Raw genomic sequence first — 26,938 nt, 5'->3', positions numbered from 1 at the left:
CACCCTGCGGCGTCGGCAGCAAGGTGCGTCTGACAAGGGGGGGAACACAAAATGAAATTGCATTGGATGATTGCGCTTTCGACGGGCCTTGCGGCTGTACCGGCTGTGGCACAGGAAAATCCCATTCAGCACGACGCAGAGTTTTATATTCTTCAGGCCCAACATGGTGAGCAATGGGCGCAGGATGACGCCGCCGTCAATGAGGCTTTGGCTGCGTTTCGCGACAGCAACGGGGGCAGGCCTCCGAACATTGTCAGTGTGCTGATTGACGACATGGGGTTCGGCGACATGGGCATCCCCGAGTTGAACGCCGTGCGGGGATACGAGACACCGAACATCAACGACTTCTCGGATCAGGCCATGCGGATGGTGCGGATGTATACCGAACCCTCCTGCACCCCGACCCGCGTGGCGCAGATGACCGGGCGGCTGCCGGTGCGGATGGGCATGGGCGACACCACCGTCGATATTGCCGGCTTTGGCTTGCCTGGGGACGAGGTGACGCTGGCCGAAGTGCTGAAACAGGCCGGATACGCCACCAGTCATGTGGGCAAGTGGCATATGGGCGACATCGCCGAAAGCTGGGCCATGAATCAGGGCTTTGATTACGCCCAGCACGCCATCCATCAGCAAGGCCAGCTGACCATCTTCAACGACGATGCGATCAAGGAACAGGTCGCGGTCGCGATCCGGGATTATGACGAAAAATACACGCTGGACGGCTGGTTCCGTCCGGACTCAGCCGCGATGATGACCGTGATCGAGGGCGAAACCGGCAGCCCGATCCGCGAAATTCGCATGGAACCCGGCGAGCGCTGGAACGCCGCCAAATATGACGAAATGAACCAGGCCTTTCAGGACAAGACGCTGGAGGAACTGGACCGTCTCGCGGGCGGAGACACGCCGTTCTTCCTGCAATACTGGCCGATGATCCCGCTGGATAACACCCGCGCGGGGCGCTCTGGACCGGAAAGCGTAAATGGTGGTCTCTACGTGGACAAGATGCAGCTGTTGGATGAATGGCTGGGCGATCTGTTCGCGCGGATGGACGATCTGGGGCTGGCGGACAACACCGTGGTTGTCGTCATGGGTGACAATGGCCATTTCACCAAATACGCACCGCAATCAGGGTTTACGCCGCTGATCTACGCGGGCGGCAAAGGCGACACGACCGAAGGCGGCATCCGCGTCGACGCCTTCATCCGCTGGCCCGGCATGATCGAGGCCGACGGGCTGCTGAACAGCATCATCCATGTCTCGGACCTTTACACGACATTGTCACGCTTTGCCGGGGCGGATCAGTACATCCCGCGCGACCGGCTGGTGGATGGCGTGGATCAGTCCGCTGCCCTGCTGTTCGCAGATGAAACCAAGGCACGGCGCGACCACGTCATCGTCTATTCGGTGAACAAACCCGAGGCGATCGTGAAAGACCAGCTTAAGCTGAAACTGCCCGGACCCGGCGAAAGCGCGATTCTGGCAAAGTTCTTTGACCTCTACCGGGACACGCGTGAAGAGTATTCGGTTTCGACCGAGGTCGGCGCATGGGGCGGACAGGAATTTGCACGGATTCTGGGCCGCCACATGGCGCGCAAAGAGAAATTCCCCGACACCACCCCCGCCTATGGCGTGCCCTATGAGGGGATCGAGAACATCCGCCCCGAAACCCAACAGGCGGTCGAGGCGTTCTTGATCAAACGCGCCTCACCGCAGCAATAAAAACCGGATCAGGAGGTGCATATGGTCGGCAATATACTCTTCGCTCTTGGCCTGGTTGTCTCGCTTGGGATCGGGTTCGTCTATTTCCGTGATCTGGGTGACATCTCGCAGATGCTGATGAAGGTGAAACGCCAGAACATGGTGCGTTTCATCCGGCATGAATACCGGCTAATCGGGATCGGACTTGGCGCGTTTGCAATCACCACTCTGGCACATTTCATCCTGGGTGGTGGGCCGCTCTGGCTGTGGATCATATCCGCGCTTTTGGTGCTGTTTCTGTATGGGTTTCCCTATGTCTGGGTGCATCTGGGCCTGCGCAACCAGATGAATGATGCCGCCTTCTTTCCCATCAGCGAGGCGCAGAAACATGTCGGCCCCACTGCGCCGGTCATCGTGATCGACAATAACGGCCACGCCCGCGCGCACCCCGATGCGCAGATCATGCGGCCTCATCTGGCGGGCGACGCGGACGGGCTGGGCGGACAGGACGTGGTCATGACCTATTGCGCGATGGCCAATCTTGGTCAGGGCTACGCCCCACGGATCGAAGGCAAACGGCTGGATCTCGAAGTGCTGGCCCAGCACGGCAACAATCTGATCCTGCGTGACAATGAAACCGGTGAGCCGATCCAGCACATCTATGGCTTCCGCGAGGCCGACCGTGACCCGAATGCCGATGGCCCCGCCTGCCCCATACGCCCCGAGGCGCAAATGAAGCCCTGGCCGACCTATCGGATGACATTCCGCGGGTTCCAGAAGGCCTTTCCCGATGGCGAGGTTTTTCTGAACATGCCCGCGACCAACCCTCTGCTGCGGCTGCTGGACATGGTGACCGAGATCACATTTGGCTGGGGCATCGGCCGCCAGCATCAGGAAGACGCGCCCGTGATGGACAACATGGACCGCTCGGACGACCGGTTGCCAAACAAGACCCATGTCTGGGGGATCACCATCGGCACCGACGCTGCCTGCTGGACCGACGATTTTGTCGTGGACAACAACTGGATCGTCAACGCCACCGTTGGCGGGCGCGATGTCGTCGTCAGCCTGGATCCGAAATACGAAAGCCTCGGGGTCTGGTACAATGACAGCGGCCAGCCCGTCACCCGCTGCGATTTCTGGGGTATGTCGGATCAGGGACAATTGCGCCGGGTCGAGACCTTGCGCGCCGGTGTGTTCTGGCATGTCTGGTCCGAGTTTTTCCCGAACACCGACATCAATCGCGTGGGCAAGCGCGCGGAAACAGCCGGCACCGTGGCGGCGTAACCTCGCACGCCCCGGGCGACACAGACGAAACGGAGGGACGGAATGGCACTAAAACAAAGATTGAACGGGTGTGCGGCGGCGGCCCTGCTTGCGTCAGTGGCACCGATGGCTTTGGCGCAGCAATCCGAATGGTCCTACGAGGCCACGATCTATCTGTTCATGCCCGAGACCGAGACCAGCATTCAAACCCCGTCCGGCACGCTTGACGGGACACTCAGCTTTTCCGACGCGCTGGAGAATCTGGACTTTGCCTTCATGGGCGCGCTGGCCGCAACAAACGGTCAATGGAGCGTGCTGGCCGACTATAATTACACAAACCTGACCTTTGGAAATACCGCGCCCGGCCCAGCGGGCTCAGAACTGGAAACCTCGGTCAAGACGCAGTTTCTTACTGCTTTGTTGGGATACCGGGTGCGCAATGACCCGTCCGTAAAGGTTGATCTGGCGGGCGGCTTCAGGTGGTACAGCACCGATACGGACTTCACCCTGACCCCGGGCGCAGCGCCATCGCAGACCAGTTCTGCCGACGCCAGCTGGTTCGATCCGGTGGTCGGTGTCCGCGCCCGGTTCACCCTGTCCGATGCATGGACCAGCACGGCCTATGTGGATTACGGAGGGTTTCGCAGCGGCAGCCAGACCTGGTCTGTCCTGCTGACGGCCGATTACGCCATCAACGACAGATGGCTGCTGCGCGGCGGGTATCGCTATATCTCGTTCGATCACGACATTGACGGCAACGACTACACATTCGATCAATCCGGGCCCGTGCTGGGCGCCACCTACAGGTTCTGAAAGGGGCGATCAGACCCCCACGTATTTCTCGGAAACCTCCGGGGTCAGTTCCGCCATTGCACCGGACCAGACCGTGCGGCCCCGTGCCAGAATGACTGCGCGGTCAGACACCGCCGCCAGTTCTTTCAGCGATTTATCGATCAACAGGATTGCCACATTCGTCTCTTGCTTGAGACGATGAAGAGCGGCCCAGATCTCCTGCCGGACAATAGGGGCAAGGCCCTCGGTGGCCTCGTCCAGTATCAGCAGGCGTGGGTTGGTCATCAGCGCCCGGCCAATCGCCAGCATCTGTTGTTCGCCCCCCGACAGCGAGGCGGCACGCTGGCCCTTCCGCTCGCCCAACCGGGGGAACAGCTCGGTCACGCGGCGCAGAGTCCAGTCGCCGGGCCGTGCCGCCGCGATCAGGTTTTCGCGCACAGTCAGATCGGCAAAACAGCGGCGGCCTTCGGGCACCAGCCCCACCCCCTTGCGGGCCACCTTGTGGCTGGGCAGCGCGTGCAGGTCCTGCCCGTCCAGCTTCAGCCCGCCCTGTGACCGGATCATCCGGCAGATTGCCTTGACCGTGGTGGTCTTACCCATCCCGTTGCGGCCCATCAGAGCGGTCACCTCGCCCTGCGCCATCTGCAGGTCAACGCCGAACAGCGCCTGACTGTCACCATAGCTGGCAGTCAGGTTTTCAAGCCGCAGCAGGGTCATGCCTCATCCCCCAAATAGGCATCACGCACCTCGGGGCTGTGGCGGATTTCATCGGCCGTACCGGTGGCGATGACCTTGCCGTAAACCAGCACACTGATCCGATCGGCCAGAGCGAAAACCGCATCCATGTCATGCTCCACCAGCAGGATCGGCGCTTCCCGACGCAATCCGTCCAGAAACCCGGTCAGCCGTTTCGAGCCTTCGGCGCCAAGCCCCGCCATCGGCTCGTCCATGACAAAGGCTTTTGGCGATAGTGTCAGCGCCACCGCGACCTCCAACTGCCGCCGCTGGCCGTGGCTGAGATTGGCGCAGCGCGTGTCACGTTCATCGCTGAGGCCCACCCGCTCCAGCGCGGCCTCGGCCCGGTCGCGCAGTTCAGGCCGTTTCAGGGCGGGCCGCCAAAACCGCCACACCATGCGTTCCGCACCCATTGCACCCAGCACCACGTTTTCCAGCACCGTATCCTCCATACAAAGCTGAGAAATCTGGAAAGTGCGCCCCAGCCCGGCCTGCGCCCGTGCCTGAGTAGAATAGCCCGAGACATCCTGACCATTCAGCAGAACCTGCCCTGAATCTGGTGTCAGCCCACCGCATACCTGCTGAATCAATGTCGACTTGCCGGCCCCGTTCGGGCCAATGATAGCGTGGATTTCTCCGGGCCTCAGATCAATAGAGACCTCGTCGGTGGCCTTGAGCGCCCCAAAGCTTTTGTTCAGGTTCAACGTGGCAAGAACGGGATCAGACATGCGCGCCCTCTTTCCCTGTCAGCAGGCCGATCAGGCCGCCTCGGGCAAACAGCACGATGCACAGCAGGGCGACGCCCAGATAGACGTGCCAGAAATCGGTGAGTTCGCCGAGGAAATGCTCCAAGGCGACAAAGACGCAGGCTCCGATGACCGGCCCCATCAGGCGTCCAACCCCGCCGATGATAATCAGCACGATCAATTCCCCCGACAGTTGCCAGCTGAACATCGAGGGCGAGACAAAGCGGTTCAGGTCGGCAAACAGCGCTCCCGCAAGACCGGTGATCGCGCCCGAAATCACGAAGGCCAGCAGTTTCAGCCGCATCGGGTTCAAACCGACGGTCTCGACCCGCGTGGCCGTCTGTCGCGCGGCGTTCAGCGCCAGCCCAAAGGGTGAGGCCTGAAGGCGCGCAAACAGAAACAGCACGATACACAGCAGCGTGAAACAGACGGCATAGAACTGGATCGGCGCCAGCGTATTCAGGCCGGGAAAACCGTTGCGGACATAGATCGACAGCCCGTCCTCTCCGCCGTACTGCGCCCAGGATATCGCGAAGTAGAAGAACATCTGCCCAAAGGCGAGCGTGATCATGATGAAGTACACGCCGGACGTCCGCAGTGACAACAACCCGATGAAGAACGCCACCAGCCCCGACAGGATCATCGCCACCAGCCAGATCACCGGCATGGACTTGGTGCCGCCGGTTGCAAACAGCCCCAGATCAAGCGCCGTATAGGTCTGCGCGTGGTAGGCGAGGATGCCCATCGCGTAACCTCCGATCCCGAAGAACACGGCGTGGCCAAAGCTGACCATGCCACCGATCCCGAGGATGATGTTCAGCCCCACCGCCGCCAGCGCAAGGATCACCGCCCGCGTCACCAGCGTGATCGTGAACGGCTGATCCGCTACAACCGCCCAAAGCGGCAACGCCAGCAAGCCCGCGATCACCAGCGCGTTCAGATACCTTTCATTCAACCTCATGCGCGTGCTCCGAACAGGCCGGTTGGCCGCCAGATCAGCACCAGCCCCATCAGCACGTAAATCCCCATAGACGCCAGCGCCGAGCCGGTTTTCTGCGCCGCGCCATTGTCCATGAACAGCTTGAACATCTCGGGCAGGAACACTCCGCCCAGCGTGTCCGTCAACCCGACCAAAAGCGCGCCGATGAAGGCTCCGCGTACCGAGCCGATGCCGCCGATAACGATGACCACGAAGGCGAGGATCAGAACCGGCTCTCCCATCCCCACCTGAACCGACTGGATCGCACCCACCAAAGCGCCAGCCAATCCGGCCAGCGCCGCGCCCAGCGCAAAGACCAGCGTGTAGAGCTTCGAGATATCGACACCCAGCGCCGCGATCATTTCCCGGTCATTTTCCCCGGCGCGTATCTGGATGCCCAGCCGGGTGCGCTCGATCAACGCCCACAGCCCCACGGCCACGGCCAGCCCGATGCCGATCAGGGTCAGGCGATAGAGCGGGTATTCGATGCCACCGGGCAAAGTAACCGGCCCCGACAGCGCGTCAGGAATGTCCAGAAACAGCGGGAAAGACCCGAAAACCCAGCGTGTTCCTTCCGAAAAGATCAGGATCAGTGCAAAGGTTGCCAGAACCTGATCCAGATGCGGCGCATTATAAAGCCTTCGGATCACAACCATCTCGACAATCGCGCCAGCGAGCGCCGCAGCAGCGAGCGCGGCCACCAGTGCCAGCAGGAATGACCCAGTCGCCCCTGCCACGGCAGCGGCGGCAAAGGCCCCCACCATATACAGCGAGCCATGCGCGAGGTTGATCAGCCCCATGACGCCGAAAATCAGCGTCAGGCCAGCCGCCATCAGGAACAGCATGACGCCGAACTGCAGCCCGTTGAGGATCTGCTCGATAATCAGGATCGAGGACATGGAAACTCCGGTGGTCTGCCCGCCCCGTTGGCCGGGGCAGGCAGAAGGTCGTTACATTTTACACTCGGCCCCGTAGGCGTCAAAGTGTTCTTCCAGCGCGACGCCGATGATCTTATTGGTGAAGACATCGCCTTCCTTGATCACTTCGCGGGCATAGATGGTCTGAACCGGGTGGTGGTTCGGGCCGAACTTGAAATCGCCGCGGGTGCTGTCGAACTCGGCCAGACGCAGCGCGTTGCGGAAGGCCCTCGCATCTGAAGGATCGGCCTTGTCCAGCGCAGACAGCAGCAGATTGGCAGTATCGAACCCTTGGCTGGCGTAAAGCGAGGGCAGACGACCATATTCGGCTTGGAAACTTTCCACAAACGCCGCGTTGGTCGGGTTGTCGATATCCTTGTTCCATTGCGAAGTGTTCACCACACCCATCGCCGCATCGCCGACCGCCTGCAGAATGCCCTGATCAAAGCTGAAGGCCGGACCGACCACGGGCTTGTCGATGCCACTGTCGGCATATTGCTTGAGGAAGGAAATCCCCATTCCACCGGGCAGGAAGAAGAACACGCTGTCCGCATCGCTGGCCCGGATCTGCGCGATCTCTGCGGCGTAGTCGGTTTGCCCCAGCTCGGTATAAACCTCGCCAGCCAGATCGCCCTCGAAGAACCGCTTATACCCGGTCAGCGCATCCACACCCGCCGGATAGTTCGGCGCCAGGATGAAGCTGTTCTTGTAGCCCGCGCCATTGGCATAGGCGCCAGCGGCCTCATGCAGGTTGTCATTCTGCCATGCGACGTTGAAATAGTTCTGATGGCAGCCTTTTCCGGCCAAAGGAGACGGGCCCGCGTTGGGCGACAGGTAGAACACGTTCTGGTTCACGGCCGCAGGCACAACCGCCATCGCCAGGTTGGACCAGATGATGCCGGTCATCACATCAACCCGCTCGGACTGAATCATCTTGTCGGACAGTTGCACGGCGATGTCGGGTTTGCGCTGGTCGTCCTCGATCACGACTTCGATGTCATCGCGACCCGATTGCGCGATCGCCAGCATGAACCCGTCGCGCACGTCGATACCCAGCCCTGCTCCACCGCCCGAAAGCGTAGTGATCATGCCAACCTTGACCTCGGCCAAGGCGCCGGTGGCGCACAGCGCGGAAACCGCAGCGGCTGCTAGAAACTTTTTCATCTTCATCTCCCTTCGCTGGTCTTTTCGACGCAACTTATGTCCGCCTTCACGGCGTTCAGTCTATTCCCCTGACGGGGCGGTCTTTTTCCACCCGGCCAATCGTGCAAACAATCACCGATCACACCCCCGCCGTCGAGGGCAATTTCAACCTGAACCGCCGAATTTTCCCAAAAATAGCCCGCCTCAGAAGGCCAGAGTGATCATGATGGCGTAGTTGTCGGCCAGCATCTCGGCATCCGTTCGGTTGAATTTGACCGACGGCAGTGCTTGCATGTCCACCTGCGCCGTCCCGTCGAAGAACTTCGCCAGATCGACGATCAAGTGCACCTCGGGGTCATCGCTCGCAGAAACGTCCGGCGGCAACATGAATTCGACCTCGCGGGCATTTTCCGAGAACCCGACATGATAAACCAGCGGGACTACGTCTTCCCCCTGTTTCAGCGCGCCTTCCACGACCACGAATTTATACCCGACCTCCCAGTTCCACGCCATCTGGCTGTTGGGGTCCAGATCCCCCCGCACCTCGATCGAGCCATTCGCTTCAGGATCAACCCCGATCAGGAATTGCACGGTGTCGACGGATTTCAGGGGCACCTCGGGCAGCGTGATCGAATGCGTTCTATCCTCATTGTCAAAACGCAACAGGTGATAGCTGTCCGGTTCCGCATAGGCTTCATCACCCTGCCCCAGTGAAAGATTGCTGAGGTAGAACCTGAAATCCCGAACCCTGAACTGCCCGTCCCCACCCGGGTTGTCATAGACGAACTGATCATAGACCAGAGGCTGGTCCCCCATTTGCGCGTGAAATGTCAGGGTGATCGGGGTGGTTTTCTGCCGACCGAAGCCCAGAAGGAACCACCCGGCGGTCAGGGCTGCTACGGCCAATACTCCTAGGATCAGTCTCATCAGGAACCTCCGTCAAACGGGTCGGAAAACTTCGGGTTGGTCAGAAATGCCTCATCCGTCAGCGTGTGCAGAAAGGCGATGATCGCCTGCATTTCCTCGGGCGTCATGCGCAGGCCGACTGTGTCCTGCCCAGCCTCGGGCGCGTTGTCTGCCTCAAGGATCAAGGGGCTGAGCGTATCACTGACCACGATGCCGTCATTGTAATGGTTCATGACGTCCTCAAGCGTCTCGAACCGGCCGTCATGCATGTAGGGCGCGGTGACAGCGATGTTGCGCAGGGTTGGCACCTTGAAAAACCCCTTATGCGCCGGGTTTCCCGTTACCGCCATCAGGCCATCAGGCAGGGTATCGTCCGGGTCCAGACCGTTGTTTGAGAACCCGTCCAGCGCATCGCGAAAGCCCGAAGTCAGAAACTGGCTGTGGCAGTCGATGCAATTGCCACCCCGCAGCGAGACCTTGGTGTCGGGATGCGCCATGAACAGCTTGCGCCCATGTTCCTCCTGCGCGGTCAAACGGGCCTCGCCGCGCAGGTACTTGTCATACTTCGATTCGGACGAAATCAGCATCCGCATGAAGGTGGCCAGCGCCCTGGCCATGTTTTCAGGCGTGACCGCACCATAGGCTTGGCGGAACATGCGGCGATAGGTGCCGGACGCCTCAAGCTCGGTCATCAGGGCGTCGATATCCTGCCCCATCTCATCCGGGTGCTGGATCGGCAGCAACGCCTGTTCCTCAAGAGAAGTCACGCGGCCATCCCAGAAAAACCGCTCTTGCCCCCACAGAAGGTTGGCAAGGCTCATGGCGCTGAAATCCAGTTCACCGCCCGACATGGACGGCGATCTCGCGCGCCCGTCTGTGAAGGCCAACGCCTGCACGTGACAGGTGGCGCAGGACACCTGATTATTGCCCGACAGGATCGGGTCATAAAACAGGTGCCGGCCCAGCGCGAAGGCCTCTTCGGTCAGCGGATTGTCGAGCGGAACGGCAAAGCGACCGAACACAAACGGTGCCGAGAAATCGGCAATCGGCGTTGCCACCGGGCCGCGCGTGCGATCCCAGACGACCCACCCCGCCACCGCAAGCCCTGCAGTGGCGAGGATCAAAAGCACCCAGCGCATAAACCCCTCCGGGCCGCTAATGGTGATGGACAAAGCCCGAGCCGAACAGGCCTTCCAGGTTCTCAATCCCCTTGTTGTAGCGATCCTTGATATTGACCGTGGCCAGACGCTCACCGGTCTCAAGATCGTGGACCGAGATCGTATGGCTGTTCAGACCTGCAATGAAATCCACATCCGTCGGGTCATTGTCAGCGCCATTGCCCAGATTCAGCAGATTGTTCTGCACTGCGATCAGATCACGCCCCGAAGCCGAGGTGAAAAAGATCATGTGATGCGCGCCCGGATCGGCCACGATATCCGGCCCGCTGGATACCAGCTCAGGCAAAGCCGCCAGATCATAGCGTTTCACCACGCCGGGCAGAGCATGTGAGATGAACAGCTCGTCTTCGGTGCCATAGAATTCCAGTGGCACGGCGGTGTCATTGGCAACGCCGCTATAAATCACTTCGGCCTCGCCAAAGGTCTTGGAACTGGCATCATAGGGCACTTTCCACGTCTCGAAGCCAAACATCGTGTTGGCCAGAATGGCCGGTTCGATATCCGGGTGCATGTCGGGGCGCGCAAACAGCACTTCGACCGGCGAAGACGGGAAGTTCAGCGGCTTTTCCTTCTCGATGGTGATGTTTTCGATGGGCTCCAGCGTGTTCAGATCAATGATCGTCAGCACATTGCCGACACCGGTGGCCAGGTCCGGATGAACTGTCGAAGTCACTACCATACGGTCGTCAAAAGCCGAGATGCCATGCGGATACATGATATATGGCGCGCCCTCGCCGACCTGACTTTTGCGCGCTTCGATAACCTTGACGACCTCATTGGTCTGCGCATCGAACACACCGACCGAGCCGCCGTCATCCCCTCCGGTTCCGCCCAGGAAGGTCACGAACATGTATTCCTGCCCGTTTGAGCTGGTCCACATGATGTCTTCTCCAACCATCTGCCCTTGCGTGTCCAGACAGGTAAAGCCGGACATCACCGGCGCACCGCCCGCATCTCGGGACAGCCCGACCTCGGCCAGACTGCAGGACGGATCAAGCCCCGTGGCATAAAGCCGACCGCTGGGGCTGTAGTAAAGATGGTGCAACGGATGCACCATCTCGGGCTGTTCTACCTCGCTGAGGATCTCGCCGAACTGCTCCGATTCCGGGTCCAGTTCGATGATTGCAATGCTGTGGCTGGTGTCCAGCGTCGGCAGCCCGCGCAACAGCACCATGCCCTGACTTTCCTCGCGATCCTGTGCCAGCGCCGGAGACAGGCCCGCCAGTATCAGGCCCGTGGCGATCAGAATGCTTTGTTTTAAATGAATGAGTTTCATGACTTACCCCCTTTTGATGAAACTGCGTGACATTTCAGAATGGGATGCGCCGCGCTCATCGTCTTATCATATTCCGGGTTTTGCACCAAACCTGCGCCTCCCCCGAATGAAGTGTTGACGGAGGGGGCTTTCCTCACCCAATGTCATGGCCATCAGATGACGGAGAACTGAAGCAGTGACTGCCAACCTTCGACAACCGATGATGCGTCGCGAAACCGGGTGCGATCTGGTCGCCTGACCCGCGGGGAACAGTCCGTTTTCACCTGACCCGCCTTCGGGTCTGTTCCACCTTTTCAGGCTGATACCTCTATGAATCAAACAGTTGGATTGCGCATGGCAATCGACATCGGCGGTACGTTCACCGATACCGTCCTGCTGGACAGCGCATCTCGGGTGGTGGCCACCACCAAAACCCCTACCACGCCGCACCGCCCCACCCTTGGCGCAGTTGCGGGCGCAACGCATGTGCTGAAGGTCGCTGGTGCTAACTGGCATCAGGTGACCGGGTTCATCCACGGCACCACTCTGGCCACCAATGCGCTGATCGAACGCCGGGGGGCCGTTACGGCCACCATCACCACACGCGGGTTTCGCGATATCCTCGAAATCGCGTACGAGCGGCGCTACAGCCAGTATGCCATCGATCTGGTCAAACCCGACCTGATTGTGCCGCGCACTCATTCGCTGACCATCGGCGGACGCATGGACGCCAACGGGCAAGAGCTGGAACCGCTGGACGAGGCAGGTATCGGCCCCCTGGTGGCCGAACTGCGGGCGCTCGAGGTCGAGGCCGTCGCCATCTGCCTGCTGCACGCTTATGCCAACCCGATACATGAGCTGGCGCTGCGCGACCTGCTGGCGCAGCAAATGCCCGATCTGGTCGTCTCGCTCAGCCACGAGGTCAGCCCCGAAGCGCGCGAGTTCGACCGGCTTTGCACCACCATCGCCAACGCCTATGTGCAGCCCTTGATGGCTGGATACCTGCAGGACTTCGAGGCCCGCTTCCGGCAAATGGGGCTGGCCTGCCCGATCCTGATGATGACGGCGGGGGGTGGCATGACCACGCTGGACACAGCCGCCCGGCTGCCTATCCGTCTGGTGGAATCCGGCCCCGCCGGAGGTGCTGTTCTGGCCGCCCGCATCGCCGAGGCAACAGGTGAGGCCGAGGTGTTGTCCTTTGACATGGGCGGCACCACGGCCAAGCTGTGCCTGATCGACGACTATCGCCCGCAGACCGCGCGCAAGTTCGAAATCTCGCGGGCCGAGCGTTTCATCAAGGGATCAGGGATGCCGGTGCGCATCCCGGTGATCGAGATGATCGAGATCGGAGCGGGCGGCGGCTCGATCGCCAGCGTTGATCGCCTGGGCCGCATTCAGGTCGGTCCGCACAGCGCGGGATCAGACCCCGGCCCCGCGGCCTTTGGCAAGGGTGGCGACAAACCCACGGTCACCGATGCCGACCTGACGCTGGGCCTGATCGAGCCGGGGCGTTTTGCCGAAGGGCGGCTGCAGATCGATCCGGAAGCCGCCACGCAGGCGATGGCGCAGGATGTCGGTGATCCCCTTGGCCTCAGCCCCGATCAGGCCGCTTTTGCGGTCAGTGAGATTGTCGATGAAAGCATGGCCAGCGCAGGCCGGATGCACGCGGTCGAATCCGGCAAGGACCTTGGCAACCGGCTGATGATCGCGTTTGGCGGCAACGGCCCGCTGCACGCCACCCGCGTGGCCCGGCGGGCCGGGATGCGGCGAGTGCTGATCCCGCGTGATCCGGGTGTGGGTTCGGCGGTCGGCTTCCTGTTCGCGCCCGTATCCTATGAGGTCATCCGATCACGCTATGCCCGGTTGGACAGTCTGGATATCGACGGGCTGAATCACTTTTTCGACGCCATGCAGGCTGAGGCAGAACAGGTTGTCCGCGCCGGAGCGCCCGAGGGCGCGCTGCTGCAACGTCGGATCGCTTACATGCGGTATCATGGGCAAGGTCACGAGATCGAAATCCGCCTGCCCGGCCGAGCGTTGACCGCATCCGACCTCACCGCTTTGCGAGAGGCTTTCGAAGCAGAATACAGCCGCCAATTCAGCCGGATCGTACCCGGTATGACCATCGAAATCCTGAACTGGGGGCTGTCTGTTTCTTCCTCTGCGCCCGCGCATGAGGCCTGTCCCGACAGTCCGGCGGAACACGCCGCCACGGCAAACGAACAACGTCAAATCCTGTGCGACGTCACCGGCACGTGGCGCCCGGCGGGCGTGTTCAACCGCTCTGACCTGGCGCCCGGAGCGGCCCTCACCGGCCCGGGGCTGATCGTCGAGGCCCAGACAACCACATTCGTCAGCGCCGATTTCAGCGCCAGCGTGGACGGCCAGGGCAATATCTGGCTGACCCGGCAAGAGGAGGACAAAGCATGATCCAGTCAGATACACGCCTGCAGGTGATGTGGAACCGGCTTCTGGCCGTGGTCGAGGAACAGGGACAGGCGCTGATCCGTGCCGCCTTCAGCCCGATCGTGCGCGAATGCGGCGATATCTCGGCCGGGATATTCGATGCGCAAGGCCGGATGCTGGCACAGGCCGTCACCGGCACGCCCGGGCATATCAACACCATGGCCGAAGCGGTCAAAACCCTGCATGGGCGCTTTGCCCAGAGCGAGATGAAACCCGGCGACATCTACATGACCAACGACCCATGGATCGCCTCGGGGCACCTGAACGACTTTCTGCTGATGATGCCGGTGTTCTATCAGGACACGGTGATCGGCTACACCGCCTGCACCTCGCATCTGGTCGATCTGGGTGGGCTGGGTATGGGGCCTGAGGGATCGGATATCTATGACGAAGGCCTGCTGATCCCACCCTGCAAACTGGTCAGTCAGGGCGAGGTCAACGCGCTGCTGCTGGACATCGTCAAAGCCAACTCGCGCGAGCCTATCGCCAATGAAGGCGACATCTATGCCCTGATCGCCTGTTGCGAGGCCGGGGCCACCCGGCTGGTTCAGATGATGCAGGAATTCGGTCTCACCAATCTGAATGGGCTGTCGGATTACATCATCGACACCTCTCGGCGCGGTACACTGGAGGCCATCGCCGCCCTGCCCAAGGGCACGTGGCAACATGTGCTGAAGGTCGATGGCTATGATGAAGAGATCGAACTGCACGCCGCCCTTACCATCGCAGATGACCACCTGCTGCTGGATTTCGACGGCACAGCACCCTGCGTCGGCAAGGGGATCAACGTGCCCCTGAACTATGCCACGGCCTATTCCGTCTTTGCCCTGCGCTGCATCATCGGGGCGGATATTCCGAACAATGCAGGCTCGCTCGATCCGTTCCGGGTGACCGGCCCCGAGGGCTGTATCCTGAATGCACAGCCCCCGGCCCCGGTGGCAATGCGGCATACGCTGGGACAGATGACACCTGATCTGGTTTATGGCTGCCTGTCGCAGGCCCTGCTCGACAGGGTCCCGGCCGAGGGCGCATCCTGCATGTACGACCTGCCCCTGCGCCACGCGCCCGAGGCGGTTGACCGCGGCGATGACCTGTTTGCGCTTGAGCTTGTGTTCAACGGCGGCACCGGCGCCCGGCCCCGGCTGGATGGCCTGTCGGCCACGGCATTTCCCAGCGGCGTCTGGGGCAGTCAGGTCGAAACCACCGAGGCCGTCGCCCCGGTGTTGTTTCATCGCCGTGAATTGCGGCCGAATTCCGGCGGTGCCGGGCGTCTGCGGGGCGGTCTGGGGCAGCAAATTGAACTGAGCGCCTCAAAAGATCAGGACCTGATGCTGTTTCTGTCGGTCGAGCGGATCAAGAACCCCGCCAAGGGCCGTGACGGCGGGTTGGACGGTGCGCCCGGACGTATCACCGTGCAGCCCGGCAACCGCCAACTGCCCGGCAAAGGTGAGGTTCGGATCAAAGCCGGTGAAACACTGATGTTCGAAACACCGGGCGGAGGCGGGTTTGGCCCGCCCGAGGAACGCTCGGACGACGCGATGCAAAACGACCTTCGCGCGGGCCTGATCAGTCAGGACATGGCCCGAACCCAATACCGGAGGCAAACATGACCCGCCCGCACCCGCATATTGCGCGCATGTCGCCTTATGCACTTGCCGACCTTGAAGCGCCTGAAGGCAAACCCCTTATCTCGCTGTCCCAAAACGAAAGCCTGCGCCCGCCCAGCCCCAGAGCGATTGAGGCAGCGGCGCAGGCCATGGGGACGTCGATGCTGTATCCCGATCCGGACTGGACGGACCTGCGCAACGCTCTGGCGGACCTGCACGGGATCGATGCAAATGGTATTTTATGTGGCAACGGATCGCTCGACCTGATCGGCTGCCTCGCCCGGGTGTTCTCGGGGCCGGAACGGGCGGTGCTGGCCCCGGCCCATGCCTATCCGTTCTTTCAAACGGCAGCGCGTATGGCTGATGCGCGGTTCGACACCGCCCGGGAAACAGATGTCACTGTCAGTGTCGATAGCTTGCTGGCAGCGGTCCGACCGGACACCGGAATCGTCTTTGTTGCGAATCCGGGCAACCCGACCGGCACGCGCATCGCCAAAGCCGAACTCGTCCGATTGAGGCAAAGTTTGCGGCCCGACATCCTGCTGGTGATCGACGAAGCCTATGGTGAGTTCTCAGACCATCTGGGCGAGCCGAGTTTTGATATGGTCGCCGACGGTAACACGGTCGTTCTGCGCACCTTTTCCAAGGCATACGGCATGGCCGGATTTCGCGTCGGTTGGGGACTGTTCCCGCCGGGCATCGCCGAAGAACTGCGCAAGGTGATGAACCCGAACAACATCCCCGCCAGCGCTCAAATCGCCGCCGCAGCGGCGGTGCGGGACGACGCCTATATGCGGGAGACTTGCGAGATGACGGCTGCTCTGCGCGAACAGACGGCAACCAGCCTGAGGGACGCAGGATTCGCCTCTTACCCCAGTTTCACCAACTTCCTGCTGTTGAACATGGGTAGCCCCGAGGCCGCAGCAAGTGCCGACCGAAAGCTGCGTTCCGAAGGCGTCTTCCTGCGCCCGCAGGGCGGCGCGGGCCTGCCTCATACCCTGCGCATGACCGTCGGACCACAGGACGCGATGAAGACGGCAGTAGACACCCTGAAACTATGGAAACAGGAGGAGCAGCCATGAGCACATCCAGAGGCCGCGCCCGGTTCGGGGTTCTTGTCCCTTTCACCAACACCAATCTCGAACCCGATCTGGCGCTGATGGCCCCTCCGGGCATTTCGCTGCATGTGGCCCGGATGGGCGGCTATGACGAAGACGAAATCCCGGACGAGGCCCAGATGCACGATCTGGGGGCCGCCGATCTGGATGAACCCCTGCGCCTGTTGATGGGGGCAAAGCCGGATGTGGTATTCTACGGATGCACCTCGGCCACCCTGACCCATGGCCCCGAGTTTGACCGTGATCTGGCCACACGGATCAGCGCCGCAAGCGGAGCCAAAACGGTCACTGCGGCCGGGGCTTTGGTTCACGCCCTGACCACGCTGGGTGCCCGGCGCATCGGATTTGCCTCGCCTTATGTTCCGGCGATCAACGATATGGCGATTGGGTTCCTTGCCGAGTTGGGGTTTGAGACCATCCAGCGCTCCGAGGTGACCGAGGCACTGGATAACGAAGGCCAGGGCGCGTTGGACCCCGAGGCCGTCTTTGAACTGGGCCGCGCGGCGGATCACCCCGAGGCCGACGCGCTGGTTCTGTCTTGCACCGACATGCGCAGCGTCGAGGCTCTGGCCCGCTTGGAAGACGCGGTCGGCAAGCCCGTGATCAGCTCAAATCAGGCGATGCTGTTTCAGGCTATGCAGCTTTTGAACATCAAAGAGCCTATCACCGGGTTCGGTCAGCTATTGGAACACGCGCGGTAAAACGGCCCTGAAGGCGCGGAAGAAGCATCATTTCCGCGCCTTGATTTCCTCACGTCTGAACGGCCTTCATGAACCGATCACGGATCACCACCGGGTCCATCGTAATCGGCGGCATCTTGGCGTTGCCGCTTTCGCACTTGCTGACGATGATGGTCATCTGCCTGGCATCCAACGCCTCTTGCAGCACGCGCCCGGTGTCCTCGGCGGGGCATTCGATCACGTGGTCACAGCCTGCAGCCTCGGCCATTTTCGCCAGCGAGGTTTTCCGCCCGGCATAGGTCGGCTGATCTCCGGTTGACCCGTAAGAGCCATTGTCGATGATCAACAGAATATAGTGGTCGGCCACGTTGTTCGCGATGGTCGGCAGCGTGCCTAGGTTGGTCAGAATGGATCCATCCCCATCGATCACGATCACTGGCTTCGTCTGCGACAGCGCCAGCCCCAGGCCGATGGACGAGGCCAGCCCCATCGTGCCCAGCATGTAGAAATTGGTCGGCTGGTCATCGATGGCGTGCAGCTCCTGGCTGGGGATGCCGATGTTGCAGACGACCAGTTGATCACGCAGGATCGGGGCGATTTCCTTCAGGATTTCAGAACGGATCATTGGTCGCCATAGCCTCCCCAGAAATTGGCGTCGGTCAGAATGGCAACCGGCTTGTTGCACATGAAGGTGTATTTCAGGATCGCGTCCAGCTCAGCCACATCCGACTGATGGTGGAAGTGGTAGGTCGGGATGTTCAGCTGCGCCAGCAGGGCCTTGGTATGCACCGCCATTTCCACCTGACAGGCGATGGGTTCGCGCAACTCTCCACGATAGGAAATCAGCATGGGCAGCGGCATCCGGTAATATTGGATCAGCGTCGCCAGCGTGTTGATCGTCACACCGATGGCAGTGTTCTGCATGATGATGGCGGGGCGCTTGCCACCCATCCATGCCCCCGCACACAGACCCATGCCCTCGTCTTCCTTGTTCGAGGGGATGTGATAGATACCATCGCGCTTGTCGATTTCCTCGATAACCCCGGCCAGCTGCTTGCACGGCACAGTGGTGACAAACGAGATATCGTTTGCGACCAGATCATCCGTGATCTTCTTGTCTATGTTCATATCCGGTCTGTCCGTCCTGCTTGGGGCGCCGGGGCGCGATTGTGGGTTCAGATCCTGCGATGCACATGCACGGCACAGCCAGCATGACGCACCACCCGCGATGCGGTCGAGCCCAGGAAATAGTCGCTGAGGCCCGGCTTGTGCGAGCCGATGACGATGCAGTCAAAGCCGTTGAAGTTGGCATAGTCGATGATGGTCCGGGCGGTATGGCCCTTGACGATCTCGGGCTGAATGCCCTCCAGTTCCTCGGTCTTTTTACGCAGCAAATTGGTCGCCGCTCGAAACCCGTCAGCCACCGCGTCCTTGTCCAGATATGCACTGACCGAGCCCTGCGGCATCTCATAAACATGCAGCGCAATAATTTCGCTGTCTTCCGCCGAAAGCGCCCGGGCCACTTCCAGCGTATGCTGCGAAATGCCGTGATCCAGCGCCATTGGAACAAGAATTTTCTTATACATGGAACCCTCCGTTTCTGTCGGACCTTGGTCCACAGACGGCCGTCAAAATGGCCTGTGCGGTCTGCCGGAAATCCTCGGCCGTAAGTGTATACGGTGCCGAAAAAAGTGATTTCCCGCAAGGCAGTGCGGTGCATTTTCGGCTCTGAGCCTCCCGCATCGACGGATCAACGGGCATCCGGGATTCACCCATCTGCGCGCAGGTCGAACTGCTCATCCGGGAAATACTTGGCCAGACGCACATCCGCGGCACGGGCGTGACCTTCCATCCCCTCCAGCCGGGAAATGCGCGCGGTTGCAACGGCGACGGGCTTTGATCCTTCGCGCGTGGCCCGCTGCCAGGTGACGATCTTCATGTATTTGTGCACACTCAACCCCCCGGTATAGCTGGCCGCGCCCGAGGTCGGCAGAACGTGGTTGGTGCCGGTGGCCTTGTCACCATAAGACACGGTGGTCTCTTCCCCCAGAAACAACGACCCATAACAGGTCAGCCGGTCCAGCCACCAATCCAGGTCCTCGGCCTGAACGGTCAGATGCTCGGGCGCGTACTCATCTGAACAGGCGGCCATTTCTTCGCGATCCGAACAGACGATCACCTCGGCATAGTCGCGCCACGCGGCGGCGGCGTTTTCGCGGTTCAACTCGGGCAGGTCATCGATAAGTACCGGCACCAATTCCAAAACCTTCTGCGCCAATTCACGGTCATCCGTCACCAACCAGACGGGAGAATTGTACCCATGCTCGGCCTGACTGACCAAATCGGTGGCAACCACATGCGCATCCGCGCTGTTGTCGGCAAGGATAAGGCTGTCGGTGGGGCCTGCGATCATGTCGATGCCAACCTTGCCGTAGAGAATGCGCTTGGCCTCGGCCACGAACTGGTTGCCCGGACCCACAAGAATATTGGCGCGCGGCAGACCGAACAGGCCATAGGTCATCGCCGCCACACCCTGCACCCCGCCCATGGCCAGAATGCTGTCGGCCCCGCAGATATGCGCGGCATAGACAATCGCGGGCGCAACCCCCTCGCCCGGGCGCGGCGGAGAGCAGGCGGTGATGTGGCGGCATCCGGCGACCTTGGCGGTCGTGACAGTCATGATCGCGCTGGCAGTATGGCTATAGCGCCCGCCGGGCACATAGCAGCCCGCCGCGTCCACCGGGATTGCCTTTTGGCCAGCAACGAACCCCGGAACGATTTCGGTCTGCACATCGGCCACGGTTGCCTTCTGCGTTTCGGCAAAGCGGCGCACGTTGTCATGGGCAAAGCGGATATCGGCCTTCAGCTTTTCCGGAACCTTTGCGATGGCAGCGTCGATCTCGTCCTGAGTCATCAGGACATTGCCGTCGAACTTGTCGAACTTGGCCGCGTATTCCAGCGCCTTTGCATCACCGCCTGCCTCGATATCGGCAAGGATGGTCCTGACCGTATCATGCACCTCAGAGGCATGGGATTGCGCTGTCAAAGTCGCTTTTTTCAAATAGTCACGAGGCATGGGCAGCGGTTCCTATTCTTTGGCCTTTTCCCGGATTCGGCTCATCGAGATTTGTAAGCGCTTACATCAAAAATGCAAGCGCTTACATTTCCACTTTTCTTAAGTTTCACTTGAGGTTAGGCTTTTTGGCAAAAGCAAATCTCAGGTTTGAAAATGCCGAAACTTCGATCCGCGCCCACATTGGATGATGTCGCCAAGCTGGCTGGCGTTTCGACAGCGACAGTATCGCGCTGTCTGAATGATCCCGAGCGGGTGGTTGAGGCGACGCGTCAGCGCGTTCTGTCGGCAGTGGACAGGCTGGGATACACGCCGAACTTTGCCGCGCGGGTGATGGCGGCCAAGCGATCCTGGACGATCGGCGCGATCATTCCCACCATGGAGAATGCGATCTTTGCGCGCGGCCTGCAGGCCTTTCAGGAAGAACTGCATCAGCGCGGTTACACCCTGCTGGTTTCCAGCTCGGCCTACGACCCCGACCTTGAAGCAGAGCAGATACGGACGCTGGTCGCGCGCGGTGCGGACGGGGTGCTGCTGATCGGGCATGACCGAAGCCCCAAGATTTACAAGGACCTCGCGCGCCGCAACATCCCGGTAATGATCGCATGGTCCTTTCTGGCCGAAGCGCAGATTGCGTCGGTCGGTTTTGACAATCGCGCGGCGATGGCCGAACTGGCCAAGCGCGTGATCGGGCTGGGCCATCAACGGATCGGGGTGATTTCCGGCATCACCGCAGGCAATGATCGCGCACGCCTGCGGGTCGAGGGCATACGGGACGCGGTCCGGCACAGCGGGCTTTCCCCGTCGAATCTGACGATCCTCGAAACCCCCTATCAGATCGAAAACGGTGCCGAGGCCTTTTCCAGACTGATGTCAAAGAACACCCGACCGACGGCCATTCTGTGCGGCAATGACGTTCTGGCCGTCGGTGCGCTGCATCGGGCGCGCGAGATGGGATTGAAGGTGCCCAAGGATGTTTCAGTCACCGGGTTTGATGATATCGAACTGGCCCAGGTCGCCACCCCTGCGCTGACCACCGTGCATGTGCCCCACCGGGAAATGGGTCGCCGGGCGGCGGTGGCATTGGTCGATATGCTGGAAAGCCGGACCCCGGGCACAGGCACACGGCTGGCTACGCATATTGTTGAACGTCAATCCCTTGGCCCACCGGCCAGCGCCTAAGCAGCCTCGGCCTCCATGGTGCGGAAATCGTCCTTTAACCAGGAGTGGGCTTCACACATCGGGTCGGTGAAATGCTGGCGGATCAGCTTTGCCATCACTTTCTGGATCAGCTTCGAGGTCGTCTCGGGATACACCTCGGTCGTGAACAGGGACACTGTTCGGACAAAGTTGCGCCCCGGGAACGGAAGCGCCCGGACGCTGTCATGGAACCTCTGCGCGCGGTGGAAACAGGCGGCGGTCGTGATCGCCCAGCCGCTGCCCTCGGCGACCAGACCGATGATCGAGTGATTGCACTCCATCTCGAACCGGTTGGGCAGGTTGTACTTGCTGCGGGTTAGTTGAATTTCAATCTGCTTGCCGATCATGTAGTCCCGCGAATAGCGCAGCAAGGGCAATTCCGCATCCGGTTTTAGCAGGTCTTCGGGTTCACCGCGGAACGTGTTGGGCAGGATCACGATAAACGGGTCGCGCATCAGCGGGTATTCGATCAGGCCGTCAGTCCGTTCCGAGGGACGCGTGGCGACCCCGGCATCCAGCTTATGTTCCTGCAGATTGGTGAGGATCTCATGACTGGGGCGCGTGTAGTGGCGAAAGCTGCAACGCGGCAGAGCGTGCGCCAGAAAGCGGAACAGGTCCGGCGCGATCTGGTTGTCGAAATCGTCGATCAGGGCCAGCCGCAGGTCTGTCGCGTGCTTCCAGTTGCCGGAACGGATTTCGGCCTCGCCCCGTTTCAGCACCGTCAGCCCGTCACGGACATAACGCGCAAACACCTCGCCCGCTGGGGTCAGCCCCATCGGGCGGCGCCCGTGGTCAACCAGATCAACGCCCAGCGCGCCCTCAAGACTGCGCAAATGGTTCGAGACTGTGCTGATCGACAGCCCCGTTTCCGACGCGACCTGCTGGATCGATCCCGACTTGGCAACCAGCCGGAAGACTTCCAGCCAGCGAAGACTCAGAGATTTGGACACCGCGCACCCGTTGTTTCGGTTTCTTCGAAACAACCCAAGCAAAGATTGATGCAAACGGCAATGGCGAAGTTAGCCGGAGGATCACGCCCTGATACGTTCAAAACCCGGATCATAAGGTGAACGAGGGATAACCGTCGCGCGCACGCGCTGACCGCAGGAATCCAATTCCATTTCAGTTCCGATATCGGCCAGATCGGGTTGCACAAAGCCATGCGCCAGGTTCAGGCCCGTACGATGCCCCCAGTCGCCCGAGGTGATCGTGCCCACAACCCGTTCGCCCTGCATCAACGACGCCCCGGGATGGGCAGGTTGCTGCGTGGCGTGAACTTGCAAGGCGACCAGCTTTTTTCGTGGCCCCCCGGCCTGTCGCTTCAACAAGGCATCCCGTCCGATGAAATCGCCCTCGTCCAGCTTCACAAAGCGGTCGAGGCCGGTTTCGAAGGGATCAAATTCCGCAATCAGGTCGGCTTTCCAATGCAGAAAACTCTTTTCCAAACGCATGGACTCCACCGCCCGCGCACCGAACAGTTTCAGCCCATGGGCCTCTCCGGCCTGCCGCAACGCCAGATAGGCTGCGTAGAGCGAGGCGTTGGGAACATGGATTTCATAGGCCAGCTCGCCCGAGAAACTGACGCCCATCACCGTGGCCGGGGCGATGCCGACGAAACATTCGCGCAGGCTGAGCCACGGGAAAGCTTCGGCGGACCAGTCGCCGCGCGCGCTGGCGGACAAGACATTGCGCGCCTTGGGGCCGGCCAGAACCAGAATGGTCTGGTCGTTGGTCAGGCTGCGCAGGTGCACGTCTTCGTCGGCGCGCAGGTGCTGAGTCAGCCAGTCCATGTCATGAAACTCACTGGCTGCTGCGGACCCGTACCACAGACGATCCGGCCCTCGGTCGCTGGCGGGCAGGTTGGCGATAGTTGCCTCAGCCTTGACCATGCCGTGATGGTTCAGCAGATAGCCCAGCCCGACCCGACCGTCGCGCCGCGTGACGATACCGCAGAACATTCGGTCCAGAAAAGCATGCCGGTCCGCGCCTGTGATCTCAATCCGGTTGAACCCGTTCACCTCGGCCAGCCCGACGCCGTTCTGAACATTGGCGACCTCAGCCGCGACCAGATCGAATGTTTCGTCAAAATCGAAACTGAGGGACGGCGAGAAATCGGGGGTGGGCTTGATATACTCCGCCCTCTCCCACCCGTTGACGACGGTGAACTCTGCGCCCTCGGCGGCCAGAACGGGGGTCAGAGGCGTCGTCTTGGCAGGCCGTCCGGCAGGGCGGTGTTCATGCGGGAAGTGAAACCGGAACTCGTTCTGATAATCTTCGATGGCCTTCAGCGCTGTCAGTTCCACATTCGCATGGCCAGTGAACCGCCGCGGGTCCAGACACCACGTGTCATAGCACGCCTCACCATGCACAATCTGTTGGGCCAGCAGCCAGCCGTGGCCACCACCCTCACCCAAGCCGGCGCGCAGGCCGATGATGCAGAAGGCATTGCGTTTGCCCGGGATCGGCCCGACCAGAGGCGCACCGTCGATCGTATAGGTGATCGGGCCGTTGACGACCGTGTGGACCCCGACCTCCATCAATGCGGGCATACGGGCAAATGCGCCCTCCAACACATCGGTCACCCGGTCCAGATCATCCGGGCACAGGGCGTTGACGAAATTCGGGTCAATCCCGTCCATACCCCATGTCTTGCAGTCCTGTTCGTAGAACCCCAGCAACAGCCCGTTCTTTTCCTGTCGGCAATAATAGTCGCTGATCGGACAGCGCAGCAGCGGCATCCTGTGACCTGCATCCCGAATGGCCGGGATCTCTTCGGTCAGGAAATACTGGTGCTCCATAGACGCGACCGGATGGTGCACCCCCATCATCGCGCCGACCTCATTCACCCGGTATCCACAGGCATTCACAACGATATCGCAGGCGATATCGCCATGTTCGGTGTGAACGGTCCAGGTGTCATCGCCGTGCTGAGTCAATGCCACAACTGGCGTGTTGCGGTAAACTTCGGCCCCGGCCTTGCGCGCCCGGCGCGCCAGCGCCTGACACAGCTGCGCCGGGTCGATGTCGCCATCCATCGGATCCCACAAACCGCCGATCAGATTCTCGGTTGAGATCAGCGGATGACGGCGGGCGCATTCCTCGGCGTCGATCACCTCGAACTGCACATCCATCCCGCGCGCCATCGAGGCAAAATGGCGATACCCCTGCATCTGCGCCTCGGTATTCGCAAGGCGAATTCCGCCGTCTCCGTGGTGGTAATTGATCGGATAGTCCGGGTCTTCGGCCAGTTCCTTATACAGTTGGATCGAGTGCGATTTCAGACCGACCATCGTCTGGTTCATACCGAAATTCGTCACCTGCGCCGCGGAATGCCATGTCGTGCCCGAGGTCAGCTCGTTACGTTCCACCAGAACCACATCTGCCCACCCCTCCTGCGTCAGGTGGTACAGCGTTGAACATCCAGCAATCCCGCCCCCGATAACAACAACTTTGGTGCGCGATTTCATTGGCTCTGCTCCCTTTGGTCCAGAACAAGTCTTGCGTAAGAACGGGTTGAACCGACAATAGGGGCAGTGACTGTATGGAAAAATCGAAACTGCTATTGAGGTTTCTGAAATTTGCAGTTCCCCTTTGCCGCGGGGCAGAGTCGCCGCTTAGTGTGCCCGAAGGGAGAGCGGGAAAGGAGCGGCATGTCCTTGGAAGGTGGCAAACGAAGCGGTCGGCGGGCCAGGCACGCCCAGCGCGCGGCCAAGCCTGTAGTCGACCCCTGCCCGCCCGGCCAGAAAGGGGGGGCGTTCAAACCTCTGTCCCCAACTGAGCTTGAGCAAATCTACGACACCGCCCTGCGTCTGCTCCAGACACTGGGCATGGGCAATGTGCCTGACCGTCTGGCCGCCGACTTACGGGCGGCGGGCGCCCAGTCGGGAGAACAGGACCGGTTGGTTTTCCCACGCGAAATGGTGGAACGGTTAGTCAGGGCGGCTGCCAAGACATTCACGTTCCACGGCCGCGATGAAACCCGTTCGATCGAGGTCGGCGGTGATCGCGTCTTTTTTGGCACCGGAGGCGCGGCCGTGCAGACGCTGGACCTCGACAGCGGGCTGTACCGGCCGTCCACACTGGTCGATCTGCATGACTTCACCCGATTGCAGGATACGCTGGCCAATGTCAGCTGGTTTACCCGCTGCTGCGTGGCGACCGATGTACCCGATGTGCGCGATCTGGACATCAACACGGCCTATGCGCTGGTGCGCAACACGACCAAACCGGTGGCCACCTCGTTCACGCTGGCCGAAAACGTCGCGCCCATTGTCGAAATGCTGGATATCGTGGCCGGGGGGCCAGGCGAGTTTGCCAAGCGGCCCTTTCTGAAGGCCCATATCAGCCCGGTGATTTCTCCGCTGCGCTATGGAGAGGATGCGGTGGACGTGGTCTATGAATGCGTTGCCCACAACATTCCCATGTCCTGCATAACCGCCGCGCAGGCCGGAGCCACGGCCCCCGCCACTCTGGCCGGGTTTCTGGCGCAGTCTCTGGCAGAGACGCTGGCCAGCCTTGTGATGGTCAACGCGATCCAGCCCGGCTTTCCGATGGTGTTTTCCAACTGGCCATTCATCGTGGACCTGCGCACCGGCTCCTTCGCCGGGGGCAGCGGAGAAACCGCCATTCTGAATGCAGCGTCGGCACAGATCACCAATTGGCTGGGCCTGCCCTCGGGCGTGGCCGCGTCGATGACCGACGCCAAAGCCATCGACGCGCAATATGGGGCTGAAAAGGCGATGACCTCTCTGGCCGCCGCGCTGGCCGGGGGCAACCTGATCTATGAAAGCTCAGGCATGACCGCATCGCTGCTGGGGGCCAGTTTCGAGGCGTTTGTTCTGGACGACGAAATGCACTCTCACACCTATCGGGCCTTGCGAGGAATTGAAGTGACCCAAGAGAATCTGGGCTTTGACGCGATCTGTCAGTCGGTTCTGGGGGACGGCCATTTCCTTGGCAGCACCCATACATATGAGGCGATGGAGCGGGACTATTTCTACCCATCCCTCGCCGACAGGAACGAGCCGCGCACATGGGAAGAGGAAGGCGCAACCGACGCCTGGTCATCCGCGCGCGCAAAGGCCAAAGAGGTTCTGGCCTCCCATCACCCCAAATACCTGACCGACGCGCAGGACGCCGAAATCCGCAAGCGTTTTCGCATCCTGATCTGAACGCGCCA

23 protein-coding genes are annotated in these 26,938 nt (G+C 61.0%); 9 read left to right on the top strand and 14 right to left on the bottom strand.

Annotated elements, in window-relative coordinates; translation table 11 throughout:
• The first annotated feature begins 51 nt into the window (after positions 1-51).
• Genes ACR0DO_RS16495 through ACR0DO_RS16485 form a run of 3 tightly spaced genes read left to right on the top strand, consistent with a single transcriptional unit; the run spans position 52 to position 3,777 of the window.
• A complete protein-coding gene (locus ACR0DO_RS16495; protein ID WP_480560370.1) occupies positions 52-1,719 on the top strand; it encodes a sulfatase-like hydrolase/transferase in 1,668 nt (555 codons plus the stop codon).
• 21 nt (positions 1,720-1,740) lie between these two features.
• Positions 1,741-2,985 carry a DUF3179 domain-containing (seleno)protein gene (locus tag ACR0DO_RS16490; protein ID WP_480560368.1) on the top strand — a complete coding sequence of 415 codons (1,245 nt, stop codon included), beginning with the start codon at positions 1,741-1,743 and terminating at the stop codon, positions 2,983-2,985.
• 42 nt (positions 2,986-3,027) lie between these two features.
• Positions 3,028-3,777 (top strand): porin family protein, encoded by a 750-nt coding sequence (locus ACR0DO_RS16485; RefSeq protein WP_480560366.1) that lies wholly within the window; start codon positions 3,028-3,030, stop codon positions 3,775-3,777.
• A 9-nt stretch (positions 3,778-3,786) separates the two neighbouring features.
• Here the strand turns inward: ACR0DO_RS16485 and ACR0DO_RS16480 are convergent, their stop codons facing one another.
• The 8 genes from ACR0DO_RS16480 to ACR0DO_RS16445 all read right to left on the bottom strand — a co-directional run bounded on the left by ACR0DO_RS16480 (position 3,787) and on the right by ACR0DO_RS16445 (position 11,636).
• Positions 3,787-4,473 (bottom strand): ABC transporter ATP-binding protein, encoded by a 687-nt coding sequence (locus ACR0DO_RS16480; protein WP_480560364.1) that lies wholly within the window; start codon positions 4,471-4,473, stop codon positions 3,787-3,789.
• Positions 4,470-5,219 (bottom strand): ABC transporter ATP-binding protein, encoded by a 750-nt coding sequence (locus ACR0DO_RS16475; RefSeq protein ID WP_480560362.1) that lies wholly within the window; start codon positions 5,217-5,219, stop codon positions 4,470-4,472. The genes ACR0DO_RS16480 and ACR0DO_RS16475 overlap by 4 nt, the downstream gene beginning before the upstream one ends.
• Positions 5,212-6,198 carry a branched-chain amino acid ABC transporter permease gene (locus tag ACR0DO_RS16470; RefSeq protein WP_480560360.1) on the bottom strand — a complete coding sequence of 329 codons (987 nt, stop codon included), beginning with the start codon at positions 6,196-6,198 and terminating at the stop codon, positions 5,212-5,214. The genes ACR0DO_RS16475 and ACR0DO_RS16470 overlap by 8 nt, the downstream gene beginning before the upstream one ends.
• Positions 6,195-7,115, bottom strand: a complete 921-nt coding sequence (locus tag ACR0DO_RS16465; RefSeq protein WP_170403178.1) for a branched-chain amino acid ABC transporter permease — start codon at positions 7,113-7,115, stop codon at positions 6,195-6,197. The genes ACR0DO_RS16470 and ACR0DO_RS16465 overlap by 4 nt, the downstream gene beginning before the upstream one ends.
• A 51-nt stretch (positions 7,116-7,166) precedes the next feature.
• Positions 7,167-8,297 (bottom strand): ABC transporter substrate-binding protein, encoded by a 1,131-nt coding sequence (locus ACR0DO_RS16460; protein WP_480560358.1) that lies wholly within the window; start codon positions 8,295-8,297, stop codon positions 7,167-7,169.
• Between the two features lie 183 nt (positions 8,298-8,480).
• Positions 8,481-9,203, bottom strand: a complete 723-nt coding sequence (locus ACR0DO_RS16455; protein WP_480560356.1) for an MbnP family protein — start codon at positions 9,201-9,203, stop codon at positions 8,481-8,483.
• Positions 9,203-10,321, bottom strand: coding sequence for a cytochrome-c peroxidase (locus ACR0DO_RS16450; protein WP_480560354.1), 1,119 nt, complete (start codon positions 10,319-10,321; stop codon positions 9,203-9,205). The genes ACR0DO_RS16455 and ACR0DO_RS16450 overlap by 1 nt, the downstream gene beginning before the upstream one ends.
• Positions 10,322-10,337: 16 nt before the next feature.
• The gene (locus ACR0DO_RS16445) at positions 10,338-11,636 is read right to left on the bottom strand and encodes a hypothetical protein (RefSeq protein ID WP_480560352.1); all 1,299 of its coding nucleotides are present in this window, start codon (positions 11,634-11,636) and stop codon (positions 10,338-10,340) included.
• A 333-nt stretch (positions 11,637-11,969) separates the two neighbouring features.
• On the opposite strand from ACR0DO_RS16445, the gene ACR0DO_RS16440 reads away from it, so the two are divergent.
• From ACR0DO_RS16440 to ACR0DO_RS16425, 4 genes are read left to right on the top strand one after another with little or no spacing between them, the layout of a single operon-like run.
• Positions 11,970-14,045 (top strand): hydantoinase/oxoprolinase family protein, encoded by a 2,076-nt coding sequence (locus ACR0DO_RS16440; RefSeq protein WP_480560350.1) that lies wholly within the window; start codon positions 11,970-11,972, stop codon positions 14,043-14,045.
• Positions 14,042-15,691 (top strand): hydantoinase B/oxoprolinase family protein, encoded by a 1,650-nt coding sequence (locus ACR0DO_RS16435; protein ID WP_480560348.1) that lies wholly within the window; start codon positions 14,042-14,044, stop codon positions 15,689-15,691. Before ACR0DO_RS16440 ends, ACR0DO_RS16435 begins: the two co-directional genes overlap by 4 nt.
• Positions 15,688-16,770 (top strand): pyridoxal phosphate-dependent aminotransferase, encoded by a 1,083-nt coding sequence (locus ACR0DO_RS16430; RefSeq protein ID WP_480560346.1) that lies wholly within the window; start codon positions 15,688-15,690, stop codon positions 16,768-16,770. Before ACR0DO_RS16435 ends, ACR0DO_RS16430 begins: the two co-directional genes overlap by 4 nt.
• A complete protein-coding gene (locus ACR0DO_RS16425; RefSeq protein WP_480560344.1) occupies positions 16,767-17,507 on the top strand; it encodes a maleate cis-trans isomerase family protein in 741 nt (246 codons plus the stop codon). Before ACR0DO_RS16430 ends, ACR0DO_RS16425 begins: the two co-directional genes overlap by 4 nt.
• A gap of 49 nt (positions 17,508-17,556) precedes the next feature.
• Here ACR0DO_RS16425 and comE read toward each other — a convergent pair whose 3' ends face one another.
• From comE to hisD, 4 genes are all read right to left on the bottom strand, one after another.
• The gene (comE, locus tag ACR0DO_RS16420) at positions 17,557-18,111 is read right to left on the bottom strand and encodes a sulfopyruvate decarboxylase subunit beta (RefSeq protein ID WP_480560342.1); all 555 of its coding nucleotides are present in this window, start codon (positions 18,109-18,111) and stop codon (positions 17,557-17,559) included.
• The gene (comD, locus tag ACR0DO_RS16415) at positions 18,108-18,614 is read right to left on the bottom strand and encodes a sulfopyruvate decarboxylase subunit alpha (protein WP_170447720.1); all 507 of its coding nucleotides are present in this window, start codon (positions 18,612-18,614) and stop codon (positions 18,108-18,110) included. The genes comE and comD overlap by 4 nt, the downstream gene beginning before the upstream one ends.
• A gap of 47 nt (positions 18,615-18,661) precedes the next feature.
• Positions 18,662-19,072: a universal stress protein gene (locus ACR0DO_RS16410; protein ID WP_480560340.1), complete on the bottom strand. Its 411-nt coding sequence runs from the start codon at positions 19,070-19,072 to the stop codon at positions 18,662-18,664.
• A 182-nt stretch (positions 19,073-19,254) separates the two neighbouring features.
• Positions 19,255-20,562 carry a histidinol dehydrogenase gene (gene hisD / locus ACR0DO_RS16405; RefSeq protein ID WP_480560338.1) on the bottom strand — a complete coding sequence of 436 codons (1,308 nt, stop codon included), beginning with the start codon at positions 20,560-20,562 and terminating at the stop codon, positions 19,255-19,257.
• 153 nt (positions 20,563-20,715) lie between these two features.
• On the opposite strand from hisD, the gene ACR0DO_RS16400 reads away from it, so the two are divergent.
• Entirely contained in the window at positions 20,716-21,741 is a 1,026-nt protein-coding gene (locus ACR0DO_RS16400) for a LacI family DNA-binding transcriptional regulator (RefSeq protein ID WP_480560336.1), read from the top strand.
• On the opposite strand, the gene ACR0DO_RS16395 is transcribed toward ACR0DO_RS16400, so the two are convergent.
• Complete coding sequence (locus ACR0DO_RS16395; RefSeq protein ID WP_480560334.1) at positions 21,738-22,709, bottom strand: LysR family transcriptional regulator; 972 nt, start codon at positions 22,707-22,709, stop codon at positions 21,738-21,740. The two genes, ACR0DO_RS16400 and ACR0DO_RS16395, sit on opposite strands and share 4 nt — an antisense overlap.
• 81 nt (positions 22,710-22,790) lie before the next feature.
• Positions 22,791-25,226 (bottom strand): GcvT family protein, encoded by a 2,436-nt coding sequence (locus tag ACR0DO_RS16390; RefSeq protein ID WP_480560332.1) that lies wholly within the window; start codon positions 25,224-25,226, stop codon positions 22,791-22,793.
• A gap of 183 nt (positions 25,227-25,409) precedes the next feature.
• On the opposite strand from ACR0DO_RS16390, the gene ACR0DO_RS16385 reads away from it, so the two are divergent.
• The gene (locus ACR0DO_RS16385) at positions 25,410-26,930 is read left to right on the top strand and encodes a trimethylamine methyltransferase family protein (protein ID WP_480560330.1); all 1,521 of its coding nucleotides are present in this window, start codon (positions 25,410-25,412) and stop codon (positions 26,928-26,930) included.
• Positions 26,931-26,938 lie beyond the last annotated feature (8 nt).

It is taken from the genome of Ruegeria sp. AM9, assembly GCF_056540565.1.
The sequence above is the reverse complement of the archived record's forward strand: the minus strand, read 5'-3'. Positions and strand labels throughout refer to the sequence as shown.